Raw genomic sequence first — 18265 nt, forward strand, 5'->3', positions numbered from 1 at the left:
GCGGCTGGGGCTTGGCCGGTTAGGAAACTGGCGTCTTTGAGACGTGACCTGCGGCTCAAAGCGAGGTGTCGAGACGGCACTTTGGCTCGACCCGCCGCCCACCGCGTTCCAGCGCCTATTTGACGAACGGCAAGGCGGCCGGCCCAGCAAATCTCGTCAGCTAACTGCAAGTAAAAGACCAGCGTCTCTCTGTCCGCTGGCCTAGATAAACTATGTTATGTCGTGGTTTAGTGTAACAACGCCGCGCGTAGCTGGAGTTGCGCCGCCACGGGGCTCCGGGTCGGCATTGCCTCTGCCGGGAGGACCTCCACTTGGCCGCCCAGGCGACTCACCAGGAGTGCCAGGTCGTTGTAGAGGTTATTTTGCCGGCTAAGGGCCGTGGTCGTCATGACTTCCCCCTGTGCGGTCAGATGACCGGGTTGGGTGGCATCGGCGCGAATCCAGAGCTTGGTGATCTGCCCTTGGACCGCCGCCGTGGCGAGGGCACCGAGGTCTTGGACGACCTGCTGTCCCTGCCGCGCCTTAGCATAGACGTCGTGGCGAACCTGAGTGGCTTGCTGGTGGCGCTGTTCAGATACCTTGAGGGTCACTGCCGCCAAGGTCTGGTTGGCCGCCGCCAGGTTGGGATTTTGCACCAACTGGACGACGGGGTCCAGGTAAGCGTTTTGGGAGACCTTGCGGAAATTCCCCTGGTTGCTGGCACTGGCTACCAAGATCAACGGCACCTGGTCCACGTTGGAGTAGTGCTGACTGACGTAGCTGTCGACCATCAGGAAATAATTCCGCTGGTCGGCTGCCTGAGCCGCGTCGAGTGACCCCGTCCCGCTGTAATGGGTCTGGTCACCCGCTGACCGTTGCCACCGTCCGCGACCGCGTTGCTCACTGCCCAGCGCTTGGGTCAGCGTGACCGGCGCGTCGACGGGTAGGTTGACCAGTTCCGGCCGCCCGCTACGGACCTGCGCCAGCTCAAAGGCCTCCTGGCTGAGTAACAACAGGTCGAAGTCACTGGTTTGATCCCGCGCCTGTAAAATGGGCAGGACGTTAGGTTGGTAAGTGACCGTCACCGTGGCCGTCACCGGCGTGTGTAGCCAGTAGTGGTAACTATCCGTGGGCCCCGCCATGATCAGCAGGCCCGCCGCACTCCCGTTGGTCAGTGGACCGTGACTAAATGGGCCAAATGCTTCATCGTAAGCCGACCACGCTCTGTCAGGTGCGACTTTTGCTAAGCGTTCCTTTCCTTGTTTGAGAAGACTTTTAAATTGGGTCCGGTCAGTGGCCGGAATCCCCGTTACCGGTAGGGTCATGGTCATAAATGGCCCCGGCTGAGTGGCGAGCGTCAGTGCAGCGTGTAAGTCAAAATGATTTGCCATGTTAGAATCCTCCGTTATCTTGTATAAGTTATCTCGTATCAATTCGATAAGGGAATAATATCACGGCTATTTTCAAATTGCAACTAATATTTTTATCCAAAATCCATTTATAGTGTAAATTTATTTCACAAGCCCCGGTGGCACAACGTTTTGTGGGTTTAAAAATTTTTTGATTAAATTGTTCGGCCAAAAAAATCCGGGACCACTGCCCACACCCCATCCCCTTTAAGCCAACAAAAAAGCCCGTCCCGTATGCCACGAGGCGAGCTCCTTCTAATCAATTTTTAGTGAATCAAATTAGTCTTTCTTCCGAATGGTGAAGCCGCGGCTACCACCTTCGTTACGCCGACCACCGTTGCCGCCGTTGCTCCGACGATTCCGGTTGTCGCCATGATTACGGGAATCATGGTTCCGTGAGTCACGCCCACGAGAGCCACCACGACCGCCACGGGAATCGTTCCCACGGTGACCACGGTACCCACCGCCGCGACGGTTGCCGCCACCGTGATGGTAGCCGCCACCGCCATGACGTTTGCCACCGCGCTTAGGCAATGGCCGTTCTGGCGTGATCTTAACGGGTACTTGACTGCTGTCATCCTTGGTTAAGTCGTTCAATAAAGCGGCTACCAGGTCTTCAGCATCGTATTCGTTCAGCAAAGCTTCCGCAGTCTTGGCGAATTTTTCGGTGTCCGTCTTGTTGACCAATTCGGCAACCTTATCCTTGGCAGCGCCCAATTGGCTTACCAAAGCTTCTTCATCCGAAGGCGGCTTCAAAGGCAGCATGCGCACCTTCGTCAGCTTCTCGATTTCACGCAGGTAATCCATTTCGTTTGGCGTTACAAACGTCATGGAAACCCCATGCTTCCCGGCACGGCCAGTCCGGCCAACCCGGTGCACGTAACTGTCAGGATCTTGCGGAATATCGTAGTTGTACACGTGGGTGACATCGTTGATATCGATCCCCCGGGCAGCCACATCGGTTGCGACTAAGATATCCAATTGCCCATGACGGAATTGGTTCATGATTTGCGTCCGGCGCTTTTGGGTCAAATCCCCATGGATACCGGCAGCGTTGTAACCACGGGCCTGCAGTCCGTTAGAGATTTCATCGACCCGGCGCTTCGTCCGCGTGAAGACAATCGTTAAATCAGGTGATTGTACATCGAAGAAGCGCGTCATAATGTCAAACTTCTCAAAGTCACGTGAACGGACGTAGAATTGATCGATCAAGTCGGTCGTTAATTCCTTGGCCTTAATCTTCACGTGCTTAGGATCTTGCATGAATTGCACACCAACCCGCTTGATTTCGGGTGGCATCGTTGCGGAGAAGAGCAGCGTTTGCCGCTTTTCTGGCAATTGCTTGATGATGTCTTCAATATCATCCAAGAAACCCATGTTTAACATTTCATCGGCTTCATCTAAGACCAACATTTGGACGTGGTCTAACTTCAGGGTGTGCCGACGAATGTGGTCCAATAACCGACCCGGGGTCCCAACAACCACTTGCGGGTGGTTCTTCAGGGACTTGATTTGACGACGAATGTCTGCCCCACCGTAAACGACTTGGACGTTAGCCCGTTCGTTACGACCTAATTTGTAAATTTCTTCTTGGGTTTGAATGGCAAGTTCCCGCGTTGGTGAAACCACTAACGCTTGAACGTTTTCATTGCTCTTATCAATCTTTTCCAAGATAGGTAAGGCGAAGGCCGCAGTCTTCCCAGTCCCGGTTTGGGCTTGTCCAATCACATCTTGACCAGCCAAAACCATGGGGATTGTCTCGGCTTGAATTGGGGTCGCTTCTTCGTAACCTGCTGTCGTAACTGCGTTCAGTAGGTCCTCGGAAAGACCCAGTTCTTTAAACTTCAAAAATAATTTCCTCCTAAATGGGTACGTCGCCTTAGTGCCTCAAGGTTCTTGGAAAAAATCCGTTTTCCGTGACGCGGACCATGATTGGCTAAGGCGGGGTAAGTTCGTTTCTTAAATACAACTAAGCCATCATACAACGCTGAAACAAAATAAGCAACTCCCACGACTTGCGGCAGCTGCTTAATCATTGACTTATTTTTCACTAGAATCCTGTAATGCCGCCAATACTTGCTCCAAATGAATCCCGTGAGATCCCTTCAATAAAATCTGATCAGCGGGGGTCAAAATGGTTTGCAAATCGGCTGAAAGCGCTGCCAGGTCGGCACTTTCGTAATGGGTCACCGCTAGATCTGGGGCTTGCTGAGCCAAGGCTTGTTGCAAGGCCACCATGTGCGGTCCAACCAAGTACACGTGACTAATGGCAGTCGGATCGATGGCACTGGCCAGCCCCGCGTGCATGGCGTCGGCTTGATCACCCAATTCCAGCATGTCACCCAAGACAACGTAACGCTTACCGGTGACCGGCGTCTTCGAGAAGGCCGCTAAGACTTCCTTAACAGCCGTCGGATTGGAATTGTACACGTCACTCAGAATTGCGGCACCATTGGCACTCTGTAGCCATTCGGCCCGGTTTTCGGTCAACGGCACGTTTTGTAGCGCTTTTTGGGCACTCTCCGGCCGAATCCGATAGACGTTACCCACGGCCAAGGCTGCCAGGGCATTGTTCACGTTGTAGGTCCCAATCATGGGAATCGTGAACGTTAAGTCTGGCCACTGGTTCGTGGTAAAGGTCGTCGCCGTGGCAGTCCCTTGAATGTCGGTTGCGGCCAAATCGTTGGTGGCCGCTTGCCCAAACGTCACTTGGCGTTGGGTCAGGTCCGCGGCCCGTTCTTGGAGCAATGGTTCGTCGCCATTGTAGACGAAGATGCCATCATCGCTGAGGCCATGGGTGATTTCCATCTTGGCGTCGGCGATGCGGTCACGGGTCCCAAAGAACTCGATGTGGGCTTCCCCAATCATCGTAATTACAGCTAAGTCCGGTGAGACTAGCTTGCTGAGAAAGTCCAGTTGCCCCGGTCGGTCCATCCCCATTTCCACGACCAACATTTCGGTGTTGGGTTCCATGGATAAGACGGTCATCGGCACACCAATCTCGTTGTTGAAATTGGCGTGAGTCTTGGTCACATTAAACTGGGTGCTCAAGATGGCGGCAATCATATCCTTGGTCGTCGTCTTCCCGTTACTTCCGGTCACGGCCACAACCCGAGGATTGATTTTGGACAGGTAGTACTGTGCCAAATCCTGCAAGGCCTTCAGCGAATCAGCGACCTGAATCACTGGAAAATCCACTGGCGCCGTGGCCAGGTCGCGGGCCCACAGTGTGGCTACGGCCCCGTGATCGATGGCAGACTGGACAAACTTGTGCCCGTCCTGTTCACCAGTCAACGGAATAAAGAGTCCCCCTGGTTGCAAATGTCGGCTGTCAAAGGCCACACTCGTGACACTGACACTCCGCCATTCTTCAAAATCATTGATTGCGCCCACAGCATGAGCAATTTCGGCAAGCTGCATTTTCATGTTTTCTGCTCCTAATTTAACGAAACGATCCCCTCGACCGTTCCGGTTTCAAATTGCAAGCTACGCGGCCACTTGGTCCGCTTAGTTCGTTCCGCATTAGATTCTGAGTCACATTATACCATGGATTACCGGTTACTAACTTAAAACTCCCGCAAAAATCTATCACCGGGTGTATGAAAAGGGAGCCAGACGCTGGTCTAACTCCCTTTAGTTTAAGTTAAATTAAATCCGCGACATCACTGAAAACTTGATTATCATGGATGCTCAACGCCCATTCCCGCGTGGCCAGGTCGTAGCGTAAACTCGCCACTTCCCGCGAATCGGCGTACACCTCTTCTTGAGTGTACCAGGTGTTTTGTCGCTCCGGATGGGTAATGGCGCGCACCGGAATCACGTAGATGCGGTGCCGTTCCACCAGCTGGTCAAACGCCACGATCATCCCATCCAGCAAGCCTTGAATCAGCTGCAGAAGAATTTCGTGGGGCACATCACTGATGGCTAACGGCCGGGCAAAGACCCAGCGATTGTTGTGCATGGCCCGCAGATGGCGTTTGATGCTCACTTCCAACACGTGGTCGAAGTCGGCCAGGTGCCGGTAGTAGGTCTTGTAAAAGCCATCGCGCAGGGTCAAAAAAGCGTACTCGTTTTGGAGCTTGGCGTAAAATGGCGTCCGCAAATGCGTCTCCATGTGCGCCAAGTACAAAAGCTCCGCAATCTCGCTAGGCAATAAAAAGTCGAGGTCATCGCCATGCGTATAGTCTAACCACTTGACGGGCCGGTCATGTTTGGCCAACAGGTAACGCCGAATCTGCGCTTGTCCCGTGATGGTCTGCAGGCGGGTGTGGGGATTGATCTCCACATCGGCGCCAGACTCTTCGTTTAACAAAAGCAGCTGATTCGGTATGGCTGGTACGCCGTTCAGAAAATCAGCTGGTGAAATGCCCAACGAATAAATCATATTCGTCACGGGTTCTAGACTTAAATAAATAAAATTTCCGCGCATGGTTGCACACTCTTTCCCCTAGTTTCAATCACACTTAATTGTACTACGAAACACCCTCAAAACACCCACCTTTTTTACATTTTTTCGAGCCGGGCGATCCGGTCCGCGATTGGCGGATGAGTCGCGAACAACTCGGCAAACTTCTGCTGGTGTTTGAACGGGTCACTGATGTACAAGGCCGCACTGTTAGGGTCGGCTTCCTTCATGGGCTCACTGTCGTCAATCTTGCGCAACGCACTGATCAATCCCTGGGGATTGCGTGTCAGTTCAACGCTAGCGGCATCGGCCAGGTATTCTCGATTCCGCGACAAGGCCATCTGCGCGATGCTGGCGGCCAACGGTGCCAAGATCACGAGGAAAATCGAAATGACGATGCCAATGACATTGCCAGTCGAATCGCGGTCATCATCCCGCCGGCGACCGCCGCCCCACCAAAACCAGTTGCTGGCAAAGTTGACCAGCAGACTGATGGCCGCGGATAAGGCCAACGCAATCGTCTGCAGGCGAATATCATAGTTGCGGACGTGTGACATTTCATGGCCGATGACGCCTTCCATCTCTTCGCGATTCAATCGCTCCAAGATACCGGTCGTGGCCGCCACCGCCGCGTGTTGCGGATCATTGCCCGTCGCAAAGGCATTGGGACTGGGATCATCAATGATGAAGACCCGTGGCATGGGCACCTGGGCAACCAACGCCATATCTTCCACCAGGTGCCACAATTGCGGGGCCTGGCTGACGTCCGTGATCTCGCGGGCATGGTTCATGCTCATGACCACGTTGGTCGACTGGCTGATCATGATCAACATGTAGACGACCGCCACCACGGCCGCAATTACGGTACCCGACACCCAGCTATTCCAAAACAAGTATCCCAGTGCCGCGCCCAAGGCCAGGACCAGCGCGCCAAAGCCAAACATGACATAGCCGGTTCGCCGTTTATTCATGGCAATTTGGTCATATAACATGTTATCGCCTACTTATCTTGATTAAAGTCATCGAAGTTAACCTTCGGCGCCGTTTTTTCTTCTTCTGGAACCTGCAGGTAGTCGCTTTCTTGGAAATGATGGACCTTGGCGACAATGTTGCTAGGGAAAGACTGAATCTTCATGGTCAGGTTCGCCACGGAACTGTTGTACAACTGCCGAGAGTAGGCAATCTTGTTTTCCGTGTTGGTCAACTCTTCCATTAATTGCGTAAACTGCGTGTTGGCCTTCAGATCGGGGTAATTTTCTGACAAGGCAAACAGTGACCGTAACGTCGTGGACAGTTGATTGGAAACTTCCATGGTCTGTTGGTGGTCGCCGTCAGGCACGGCCGTCAGTTGGTTACGCAAGGCCACGACCTTCTTTAACGTCGACTGTTCAAAGTTGGCATACCCCTTGGTCGTTGAGACCAGGTTGGGAATCAGGTCGTTTCGCCGTTTCAATTGCACATCAATTTGACTCCACGATTCTTGCACGTGAGTCCGGGTCCGAATCAAGCCGTTGTAGGCACTAATGTACCAAGCTGCTAGCAAGACCACAATAACGATGATAATAATAGTTGCTACCATATGCTCACTCCTCCTATTTTTCTGGTACACTCATCATAACAAACGGTGAAGCCGGACTCCAGCAACTCTGCCCGTCTTAACCATTAATTAGGAGGTTTCCCATGCAACACGTACTCTTTGTTTGCCTTGGCAACATCTGTCGTTCTCCCATGGCCGAGGCTATCTTCAATCAGTTGATCAAAGAACGACATCTGACCGACCAATTCACGGCTGCTTCCGTCGCCACCAGTCCCGAAGAGGAGGGCAATCATCCCCACCCCGGCGCCTTAAAGGCGATGCGCGCCCACGGTCTAGATGCCAGCCAGCACCGCTCCCGTCCCATCACCGCGGCCGACTTCGACTGGGCCGACGTGATCATTACCATGGATCACAGCAACGTCTACAACCTGCAGCGCATGGCCCCGTCAGCCGCTGACCGGGAGAAAATCAAGCTGTGCTTGGACATCTTACCGGGACGAGCCGGTCAAGCCATCGACGACCCGTGGTATACGCACAAGTTTGAACTGACCTATCAGGAACTGGCGGAAGCATTGCCGGCCTGGTTGGATGCGTTGACGACTGCTTAGTTTTAGTTATGGAGAGTGGGCCAAAAGGAGATTAGTCGGCGAGCATTAAAGGCGCGGCTCCTTTTGGTGCACGTTTCAGCTATGTAAAGGTAATGCGAACGAGCCTGGGAGGTTTTCCAGGCTCTTTTACATGGCGTCGGTGAGGATCCAAGTGATTTTCCCCTGGTAGTTGCCGGCGATGGCACTGCTGGCTAGTCTGAGGAATAGGCCCCGGTCCATTTTCTTGTTATGTTGCCAATCACCAGCAACATTTGTTTCAGTCTGCTTGCCTTCATTGTCATGCTCATCGATCAGCTGCGCATCGGCCCCGTTTAAAGGTTGGTCTCCAAACTGGCTTTTGTATACCAATTGCCCTGCTAGAGGTTTCTTAGTGTCTTGCTCTATTAGCGGCTCCGCAACCGCCTGAAGCGACCAGACACCGTGGGGACGCTCATCCTTGACCACCAGTCGAAAGCCCTTATGACCAAATAACTCTTGAGATCGTCCAGCCAAACTTCCTGTAAATTCTAGCTTTTCGGATAAGGTGCCAAAGGCCAATTGCCCTGCCTCAGTTTCCTCCTTTTCCTGGGGCTCGACTGTCACCAGTAACGGGTTACTAGACACCCCATCTTCGGCAATAACCATCAGCTCCAAGGAATTCTTACCCGTATGCAGCCTGTTAGCCGGAATTTTATAGGTGAATTCACCAGCAGCGTCCTTCTTACTTAATGACTGATATTGCGTGACTCCATTTTGCTTACTGACAATGCGTAAGTCGGTATTGGGATAGGGCTTCTCATGAAATACCACGTGGCCCTTCAAAAAGTAATCGTGTTCGTTATCGATCGGCCCAGATATCGGCGTATCCAACACCAGTGACAGGGCCGGTTGACCAAGATTGAACTCCGGCGTCGTACTTTCCGCGGCCGCCTCGTCACTGGTAAAGCTACTGATTTGGGGATGGACGACACCACTTTGCGCCAGGGACTTTCCAGTGAAGGTGAGTGTGACCCACGTATTGTGTGGCCCCAATGGACTGGTCAGCTGATGCTTAAACGTCTTAGTGTTAGCTGACCAATCCGTCGCGGGTACTTCATCTAAGCTCCCATCGGCATTGTGAATCGTCACGGTATCAAAGGCGACTTTCTCCGGTAGATTGATTTGCGCCAGGATATTTTGCCAATTGGTTCTGCCTTGTTGATACTTGAGTTTGTAAGTCAGCTGTAGCGGCTCACCTTGCGCCACCACATCCCCCTCTTCAATAACCCGTTGCTTGCTGTCAGTCAACGTAGCGGTTGCGTCACCGGTCACCACTCCGGGGACTTGATCAAAGACGACCAGATTATCCGCCATCCCTGATCCGGTGGCACCCGTGAAGCCCCAATATGCTTTTCCGGTTTTGTCGGGATCAATTTTACTTTTGTCAATTTTAAAGGTTGCATCCGCCCCTTCCCGATTTGAGATTCCCGTGATTGGATTACGATCGTCAAAACTGTAGGTCATCAGGGCCGTTGGACTGTCAGCCGATTCGGTTTTATAGTTGAGGGTCACGTGATGCCACTGGCCATTAGCCAGGAACGTGTAATCACCTTTTCCGGCTTGAATGAGACCTTCATGTTTTAAATAGACATACCGATGATATTTAAAAACATTATACGTGAGCCGGGGGCTATAGCTGCTGGGTTCCGCCGGATAATTCGCCGCCAAGTGAGGCCCTACCAAAGGACGCTGGTTTCCTGCCAAATCAAACGAATTCGCCGACTTTATCCCGCGGTAAACATAGTCTGTATTCAAGTGGGTATCAAACTCCAGGGCCCAACTACGCTGAATCGCCGTTTGAGCAACATTCTGTTGGGTTTTCTTACGACTCAATTCCTGATTATGATTATCTACACCCCAAACGCCTAGCGTTTCCCCTTGAATATCCTTGGGATGCTGACCGGGAAACCGCGTCATCGCTTCAGTGGTACGCGGATCGTTTTGTAACACAAACGCCATGCCCTCCGCCGCGTCTTTCCCTTGGTTTCCAAAATACAGCCACATCGATACTGTTTGATTTTGCGTGAGGTCAAAGCGTTGTTCGGGCTTCGACCAAATCGCTCCTACCTGGCAAGAACCAGTCGTTAATCGGGCAACTTCGGTACGCTTAGCCATGGGATTCTGGGACCCTTCAACCGTCGCCTTACTAAACCCTGACTGAACAGTATCGAAATAAGCTTTGATGGGGATACCTTGCGGCGTGGTCGTTAATGCACTGGTTTCACTGGTTTCATCGCTTTTGGCAACCACTACCGGACTTGCTAGCAATTGCCAACCAATCCCCAACCCCAATACACCAATCAATAACGCTTTCCACATATGCTCTCCCCCACAATCGTCTGTGCTGTACTGCCTGCAAAGGTTTCATTACAAGCTAATCCTACAATGAATCTTACTGGTTACCAATCCAGCTATTAACAGTATTATACGCAAATTTTATAAACACATTTTTTCTCACCGGTCGGTCAATCCGACTTTGGTACATCCCGCAGAACCCAGGTTATCTCGCTGTAATAGGAGCCTTGAACCGCATCTGATCCCACTTTCAACAACAACCCTTGCCCCTGTTGCCACGTATTGGCCACGTTCACCACTTCTGGATTGGCCGTGGTCTTCCTGTGAGTAAGGACGGTTACCATCCCCTGTTGCAGGTCACTCGTGCCATCTTTGGTCACATACGCCAAATACGCCGGTAGTGGCTGATTTAACTTGGAAATAAAGGAGGTTGCCTTGGCGGTCAATTCCCACTGATCCCCTATCTGCTTGGTATCGTTCACCGTCACTTGCCAATTATTATCTGGCGGTAGCGTCATGGCGGCCCCCTTCAGCTCGACGGGATTGCCGTGATTAAATGACGCCTTAGGGCTCACGGCCAATTCCCGAAAACCGGCAGCTAAGGTCACCGTATACGTCACGTCATTGGTCGAGCGTCCTTCACTATCCGTGACATAGAGTTTTAACGTATTCTCCCGACCAGAAAGAATGCGGTCTGCGGCTAATTTATACGTAAAATTCCCTTTACCGGCAGTGCTGTCAAAGACTTGCGTTGGCTGTTCGATTCCGTTTAACACTGGTTGGATCGTTAGAATTTGATCCTTTTGCAAATCACTTTTCGTATGAGAAACATTACCCGTTATCTCGACGTCTTGTGGTTTGGTCAAGTCACTGGCACCGCTCGTCCCATCCGCACTGCTGTTGGGACCCGTAAGTCTCAATTGCATCTTGTCATCATCAGTCTGAATGACCTTAAACCCCGTTAAGCTCGTCTGGGCAATAGCGTTTATCCCTGCAAAGCTACTATTAGTCGCCGACACAGCTGTTTCAGCGGTCGGCCCAGCAGCAGCAATTCCATTCAACGAAATGGTCGCACTCAGATTGTCTGCAGAGAGTTCCTGATTTAGTTTATCTGCCAATTTAGCCAGTGAGTTGTTGGGGACCTGAAGCGTTTGTGAGTATCCATTGCTATACTCAACCTTTGCGCTGGTGAAACGAACGTTGCTTGGGAGCTGCAGCTTGGCCTGAACATCCTTCCACGACTCTCGTCCGCTAATATACTTCAAATCATAAGTCAGTTTGAGCCGATCACCCGCGTGCACCACACTATCGGTTGTATTGACAGACTTATTTCTAGTCATATCTGTTAGTTGTGCCGTCGCGGCGACACTAACCAGGCTGGGGACCTGTTCAAAAACGACCAGGTTACTTTCTGTATTGGCGCCAGTTGATCCTGTAAATCCCCAGCGAATACGTTGGTCTGTGTCAGAATCTTTCAAGCCCAACTTGCACTTATCAATTCTGACAGTACAAGAAGTACCTGCTTGGGCCGCACCCGTTTTAGGATCCTTATCCCCAAAAGTATATTTCATCTCGCTAGCTGAAGCGTCCCAAACTAAGGTAACATGTTGCCAGTAACCTGAGCTTAAGGGACTCGTCGACCCTTTCGTTAAGATCAGACCGTCGTGTTTTAAAACGGCATACGGATATGATGAGGTGTGGGTGTTTGTATGATGTACAGGATATTTAGCATAACCTAAGAGACCCCATCCCCATTCCTCGGTAGTCCAATTTACGTCCCATTTAAAGTTTCTACGAAATACTTGATACGCGCTTGCATCCCCCGGATAGCCCGAAGCGATATGCTTACCATTGATATGCTTATCCAAATCAAATTGCGTGGCAAAATTTTCTTGCTTAAGAAAGAACTCTTTCCATCTATCTGAATTTTTACTATCCCCGTCCTTTTCTTCAGTGGGGAGGTTCCTATTCAAGAAAGTATCAAATTCCAACGCCCAACTTTTTTGAATACCCGCCTTAGCCAGCTGTTCCGCACTGTACTGGTTGTTAACATCATAACCCCAGACCCCCAAAGTCTCACCAGTAGCCGGAATCGCCGTACCATTACGCTGATCAAGAGCACTGGCCTGGATACCCCGTTCATCATTTTGCATTACAAAGGCCATACCATCACCGCTGTTCCAGCTATTTCCCGTGTATAACCACATGGAGGCGGTCTGATCCTGCTGCAAGTTCATTTTCGCCAAGTCGCTGGTCCAAAGGATGCCCAACTCATTTTGGCCCCCGTCAGTCAACTGCACGGCCTGCTTTTCTCCTCGCCCAGTATCCACAATCTTCGCCGAATTATTAGAAATATCTCCCTTTTCAAAATAATCATCAATCTTCACGCCCTGCGGTGCCAGCCGCAATGCTCTTTTGACATCGCCCTCAGCGGGAGTATCGGCATGCGCCTTAATGACGCCACCAGTCAGCATCCCTACCGTCAGCAATCCCAATACGAATTCGCTTAACTTCATCACTGAACTTCCCCTCGCGTTGCCTGGACACCACCAAATGGCCTTGACGCCCCCAAAAATTTAACCACGCCGATGCCCCTTACGCATGATTTTCACCGGCAATGACATATCAGTATTTTTATATTACTCACTGTACAATAGTAACACTGCCTACTAGTTTCGTTTAGTATACCACATCAACCAGATTATGCTAGTCAAATCGTTGATATAACAATATTTATAAAACATTTTTTCACAAATACTCATCCACTCTTTAGCAGACCACGCTGCGTGAAAGTCAGTAAATACCGCAAAGAAAAAGGACCCCAGCCATCAGGTCTGTAGGTCCCATTGTCTTGCATGAAATTGCTTAAGCGGGGGCATCCCCCAACGTCCAGGTCACGGTACTGTAGTAAGCGCCCTGAGTGGCGTCCGAATTCACCTTCAGTAACAGTCCCTGCGTATCGCTCCAGTCATCCGCTACGTTGAGCACATCGTCATCCGAAGCCGCTGTGTGCGTCATGATTTCGGCCGCACCGGCCTGGAGGTTCGACACGCTACCGTCGCTGGTCACGTAGTCGAGGTGGGCGGACAGACTGCCCCGCAGCTTGGAAATGAACGGTGTTGCCGCGGCGGTCAGCGTCCATTTGTCCCCCTTACCCTTGGTATCGTTGACCGTGACGTCCCAGTTGTGATCCGGCTGCAGTGTCATCGCCGTTCCCGTCATATCCACCGGATTGTCGGCATTGAAAGTGGAACGGGTCCCCACTGCTAGTTCGCGCGTTCCCGGCGAGAGGGTCACCGTATAGCCGACGTCGTTGGTCGAGTGGCCCTTACTGTCCGTTGCGTAGAGCGTCAACTTGTTGTCTTGGCCTGACAGAAGCTGGCTCGCGGTCAATTTGTAAGTGAAGGTTCCGGCGGCGTCGTTATTGCTTAACGTTTGCGTCGGCAAGGGTGTTCCGTTCAAGGTCGGATACAACGTCAGGTTACTGTTGGTGTCGGCGATGCCCACGGTGTAGGTAATCTTCCCGGTCACGGCAACGTCGGCGGGCTTGGTCAATTTCTGGCTGCCCAATGTGCCGGTCGCATCGACGCCTTCGCCAGTCAGCGATAACGTCATCGCGGCATCGTCGTTTTTCTCGACCTTAAAACCGTTCAGCGTCGCTTGCGTAATGGCGTTAGCGCCGGTAAAGCTACTGTTAGTCGCCGCCACCGTCGTTTCGCTATCGCTCCCCGCCACGGCTTTTCCGGTAAAGGAAATCGTCGCGCTGGCATTGGTACTGGAGAGCTCTTGATTCAAGGCTGCGCTGATGGTCTGACCATCGACGCTGTCGCTATCTAACCCACTAATCGTCTGAGAATCGCCATTGGCATACGAAATCTGGGCGCTACTAAATTTAATCTGGCTTGGCAAATTCAATTTGGCTTGAATCGACTTCCAGGATTCCCGGCCGCCGGTATAAGTTAAATTATAATCCAGGTGCATCCGGTCACCCGCATTCACCTCATCGCTGGCGTCGTCAATGGTCTGGTTTTTAGTCTCATCGGTCAATTTGGCCGTCGCATTAGCACTGACCAGACCGGGGACCTGTTCGAAGACGACCAGGTTGTTTTCAAAGTTGCCCCCAGTCGTCCCGGTAAAGCCCCAGCGAATCTTTTGATTGTCCTCAGTCAAGCCCAATAATTTCTTATTCACCGCTACCGTCCTGGAAGTCCCCGTCTTCGCCGCCCCGGTGTTCGGGTCCTTATCGTCGAACGTATAAGTCATCTTGCTAGCGGCGGCATCCCAATTCAGGGTGATGTGTTGCCAGACACCCCTCCCCAACAAGATATTGCCAGTGTCGATGGCCCCGTCGTGCAAGAGTTTTGCATAGTGATATGAAGCCGACTGCGGCGTTCCATTTAGATGAAGGATATCCCAACTCTCATAATCCGTCCAATTAAAGGCCTGGGTGACCACGTCGTACGACTGAGCCGCTCCCGGATACCCCGAAGCAATGTGCATCCCTTTCATACCGACGTCAAATTGGTTCCCACTATTGGCTAAATCTTGAAAATAATTTTTCCAGACGGTATTCCCTGCAGAACTATTGTCCGGGATATCAGGAAGGTTGTTATTCAAAAACGTATCAAACTCCAATGCCCAACTGTTCTGAATTCCCGTAGCGGCGAGTGACTCCGGCGTCGTAAACTTCTCGTTGTCATAATCATCGCCCCACACACCCAGTGTTTCCCCAGTTGCGGGCGTGGGATTCGCTGAATCAGAGGTATTGATGGCACTGGCCCCCAGCTTCCGGGGGTCATTTTGCATAACAAAGGTCATCCCGTCACCGCTACTACTCATCTCGTTCCCCGTATACAACCACATGGACGCCGTTTGATTCTGACTCAGATCCATCTCGGCACCATCGCTGGTCCAAATCAACCCCAGTTCACCACCGGTTTTATTGGCATCGGTCAGTTGAACGGCCTGCTGGTCACCGTAATCTGTATCCGCAATCTTCGCGGAGTTATTGGCAATCCCATCGCTTTCGTCCGGGACTTTAAAATAATTATCAATTTTGATTCCTCGTGGCGCTTTGCTCAAGGGGACACTAACATTTTCCGGCATGGACGTCGCCTGTGCGACTACCAACTGGCAACTAACCGCCAGCACCAAGGCCCCGAGCCCCATCATCATCTTTCGCAATTTCATTTTGTCACCCTTCTCCAACTCTCAAAAATCAGGTTCCTGGGACAAAACTACCCCAGGCACGTTTCACCTTTACATAGCTGAAACGTGCGCCAAAGGGCAGCCGGTTCAGCCTTTTGGCTCACTCTCAGCCCAGCTCAGTTAGTTAAATGACCTAACGGCTGGGGCAACAACTGCCTTTACTACCAGTTGTCTACGCTAATGGCGGATAGCCGAAATCATTTTAATTATAAAATAATCACTACTCCCCAAAACGTTTAACACTCGCAACGACTATTATTATATCACAAGTCGCCAACGTTTTAGGCCTTTAACGATAATTTATTTTATTTAATTATCGTCTTAGACATCCTCTATCGGCGGTTTTATCGCATTTATCCATTTGACCATCAGCAACAGCAAAACTACTCAAAGGTACATCAAGTTCAAAGTGTAACTGACAGTAATACTATCCTCAAAGCCCAAAAAAGAACCACCAGCCATAGCTGGTAGTCCTCCGTTTCGCCACACTTATACAATTCATTAACCCGGCGCATTCGCCAGGTTCCAAGTAATCTCGCCCTCATAGGTGCCGCTGACGGCGCTGCTATTGACGTGTAGCAGCATGCCCGCATCCGCATCCCAGTTCAAGGCGTTGGTCGTATCATCATCACTAGTGGCCTGATGACTGGCGACCACCACGCCGGTCGTATCGATGACAACGGGCGTGGCGGTGGCACTAGCCTGATAGGTCAGGTCGCCATCTAGCCGGGTCGCTGGGGCGTTGGTCGCCGTCATGGGCTGAGTCAACTGCGCGGTCAGCTGCCATTTCGACCCGGTACCCCGGGCATCATTGACCTGGAGCTGCCAATTTCCCTGCCGTGCCAACTGCTGTGCCTGGCCGGTCAAGACCGTGTCGGCAAAGGCAACGGTCTTGGGCACCGTCGCATAGCTCAGGATGCCCGCCACGTTGATCAGCACCGTCACGTCCGTCGAGGCATTGCCGCTGGCATCGGCGACGTACAGGGTCAGCGTGTTGAGTCCCGTGTGGAGGTCCCCCGCCAACGGTTGATAGCTAAAATTCCCGGTGTAGCTGCCATCCGCCTGCTTCGTCGAATCGAAGGACGACGTCGCAATGTCTTGGCCGTTTAACGTCGGGTGTAAGGTGAAGGCCGCATTGGCGGTGGCACCCTTGAGCGTGGCGGTCCCGGTCACCGTCGTGGTCTTACCCGGCTGAACGGTCACGTGGCTAGCGCTGGTCAGGGCAGTGGTCAAGTCGACGGCCGAATGGTACACCTGAAAACCGGTCATATCCGCCGTGGCAATCGCCAGCGGACCGGTAAAGTGACTGGTGGTCCCGGCCACCACCGTATTTTGCGCCGGATTGTCAGCCGTCGCGTACAATGACACCGTTGCCGTGCGATTAGTCGCGGACAGGCCCTTTTGCAGGGGGTAATCAAGCTCGTCATCGCCGGCCTGGTAGTCTCCCAACGCAACGTCTTCTTGTGACCCGTCCGCGTAGGTAGCCTTACCGGACGTCACCGTGACGCCCGCCGGCAGCTTCATGGCCGCCTTGATGGCATCCCAGGATCTCCGGCCAGCCTCATACTTTAATGTGTATTGTAACAGGAGCCGGTCGCCCCCCATGATCAGGCCTGTGCCGTTCGTGGGTACCTCCAAATTGTCCTCCGTGCGGTCATACACATGGGCTGCCGCGCTGGCATCGACCAGCCCCGGAATCTGTTCGAAGACGACCTGATTGGTTTCGTACAGCTGGCCAGTCGCTCCGGTGAAGCCCCACATGGCCCGGCCCGTGTTATCGGGGTCCACCGTGCTGGTATCAATATCGACCGTCGCCGTTTGGTCCGACCCCGTTTGCATTCCGGTTGCGGGGTCCTTGTCGTCAAACGTATAGGTCATCTGCCCGGTCCCCGGATAGCTGCTGGGGGCGGTGTATTGCAACGTCATGTGATGCCACGCACCGTTGGACAGGCTTGGGTTCAAAATGCCCTTGTGGAACATGACCGTATAGTATTGGTCGCCATAACTGCGCTTACTATAGGTACCCGACTTGGCCGGATAATTCGAAGCGATGTGGGGCTTTTTGGTCTTCTCATCCGTCACGTAGTTGATAAAGGTATCAAAGGTCGTAGACTTGCCCAGCCCACTCGGCATTGGCGTCGTATTCGGGAAGGTATCGAACTCTAACGCCCAACTGTTTTGAATCGCCTGATGTGCAACAACGTCCGTCCCGGGAACTGTGTAGGCGTCTGGACTCCCCCACACGCCGAGAGTTTCCCCCGCGGCCGGCACGTCGGTCAGCTGGGTCCGGGAGACGGCTGCGTAGTCACGCGGGTCATTTTGCAAGACGAACGCCATGCCATCGCCGGCGTTCCCGCCTTTGTTGTCAAAATACAGCCACATCGACGCCTTTTGGTCGTGGTCCAACTCAAAGTAATAGTCATCCTTGTTGGCCCAAATCGTGCCCAACTGGTTGGCGGCATCGGTCAGTTGGACCGTGTCCTGTTGCCCGGGCAAGACCGTCGCCGAATTGCTGCCACCACTAAAGGTCCCCGCCTTAAAGTACGGCGAGACGGGCAACCCCGCCGGCGCGTCGGCATGGGCCACCAGGATACCGCCCAATAAGAACGCCAGTATCGCCATCAAACTGATTCCCCAATTTCGCAACCTCATAACGACATTCCCCCTCAATGTCGACCCGTGCTGTCCGTGCACCTTAATCATTACCGCATTCAATATCTAACCCCATTATACGATGTTCCGCCCCCAGATTGGGGGTTCCGGCCGGGTTCGGGGGCTGTCTGACCCTAGAAAGAGGACTTACTCA

12 protein-coding genes are annotated in these 18265 nt (G+C 52.4%); 1 reads left to right on the forward strand and 11 read right to left on the reverse strand.

The window, feature by feature from the left end:
- Positions 1-227 precede the first annotated feature (227 nt).
- From EGT51_RS09150 to EGT51_RS09180, 7 genes are all read right to left on the reverse strand, one after another.
- Positions 228-1370 carry a baeRF6 domain-containing protein gene (locus tag EGT51_RS09150; protein WP_135368411.1) on the reverse strand — a complete coding sequence of 381 codons (1143 nt, stop codon included), beginning with the start codon at positions 1368-1370 and terminating at the stop codon, positions 228-230.
- Positions 1371-1398: 28 nt separating this feature from the next.
- On the reverse strand, positions 1399-1629 hold the full coding sequence (locus tag EGT51_RS09155) for a hypothetical protein (protein WP_135368412.1): 231 nt from the start codon (positions 1627-1629) through the stop codon (positions 1399-1401).
- Positions 1630-1667: 38 nt separating this feature from the next.
- Entirely contained in the window at positions 1668-3236 is a 1569-nt protein-coding gene (locus EGT51_RS09160; RefSeq protein ID WP_135368413.1) for a DEAD/DEAH box helicase, read from the reverse strand.
- Positions 3237-3428: 192 nt separating this feature from the next.
- A complete protein-coding gene (locus EGT51_RS09165; RefSeq protein WP_135368414.1) occupies positions 3429-4814 on the reverse strand; it encodes a UDP-N-acetylmuramoyl-tripeptide--D-alanyl-D-alanine ligase in 1386 nt (461 codons plus the stop codon).
- A gap of 217 nt (positions 4815-5031) precedes the next feature.
- Positions 5032-5817 (reverse strand): hypothetical protein, encoded by a 786-nt coding sequence (locus EGT51_RS09170; protein WP_135368415.1) that lies wholly within the window; start codon positions 5815-5817, stop codon positions 5032-5034.
- A gap of 74 nt (positions 5818-5891) precedes the next feature.
- The gene (htpX, locus tag EGT51_RS09175) at positions 5892-6785 is read right to left on the reverse strand and encodes a zinc metalloprotease HtpX (RefSeq protein WP_135368416.1); all 894 of its coding nucleotides are present in this window, start codon (positions 6783-6785) and stop codon (positions 5892-5894) included.
- A gap of 8 nt (positions 6786-6793) precedes the next feature.
- A complete protein-coding gene (locus EGT51_RS09180; RefSeq protein WP_135368417.1) occupies positions 6794-7372 on the reverse strand; it encodes a LemA family protein in 579 nt (192 codons plus the stop codon).
- 101 nt (positions 7373-7473) lie between these two features.
- Between EGT51_RS09180 and EGT51_RS09185 the strand changes: the two genes are divergently transcribed.
- The gene (locus tag EGT51_RS09185; protein ID WP_135368418.1) at positions 7474-7938 is read left to right on the forward strand and encodes a low molecular weight protein-tyrosine-phosphatase; all 465 of its coding nucleotides are present in this window, start codon (positions 7474-7476) and stop codon (positions 7936-7938) included.
- Between the two features lie 126 nt (positions 7939-8064).
- Here the strand turns inward: EGT51_RS09185 and EGT51_RS09190 are convergent, their stop codons facing one another.
- The 4 genes from EGT51_RS09190 to EGT51_RS09205 all read right to left on the reverse strand — a co-directional run bounded on the left by EGT51_RS09190 (position 8065) and on the right by EGT51_RS09205 (position 18111).
- The gene (locus tag EGT51_RS09190) at positions 8065-10275 is read right to left on the reverse strand and encodes an L-type lectin family protein (RefSeq protein ID WP_135368419.1); all 2211 of its coding nucleotides are present in this window, start codon (positions 10273-10275) and stop codon (positions 8065-8067) included.
- 146 nt (positions 10276-10421) lie between these two features.
- Positions 10422-12767: an L-type lectin family protein gene (locus EGT51_RS09195; RefSeq protein ID WP_135368420.1), complete on the reverse strand. Its 2346-nt coding sequence runs from the start codon at positions 12765-12767 to the stop codon at positions 10422-10424.
- A gap of 349 nt (positions 12768-13116) precedes the next feature.
- Positions 13117-15441 carry an L-type lectin family protein gene (locus EGT51_RS09200; RefSeq protein WP_135368421.1) on the reverse strand — a complete coding sequence of 775 codons (2325 nt, stop codon included), beginning with the start codon at positions 15439-15441 and terminating at the stop codon, positions 13117-13119.
- A gap of 519 nt (positions 15442-15960) precedes the next feature.
- Positions 15961-18111: a lectin-like domain-containing protein gene (locus EGT51_RS09205; RefSeq protein WP_135368422.1), complete on the reverse strand. Its 2151-nt coding sequence runs from the start codon at positions 18109-18111 to the stop codon at positions 15961-15963.
- Between the last annotated feature and the right edge of the window lie 154 nt (positions 18112-18265).

Source organism: Levilactobacillus suantsaiihabitans (assembly GCF_004745505.1).
Lineage (GTDB): Bacteria > Bacillota > Bacilli > Lactobacillales > Lactobacillaceae > Levilactobacillus > Levilactobacillus suantsaiihabitans.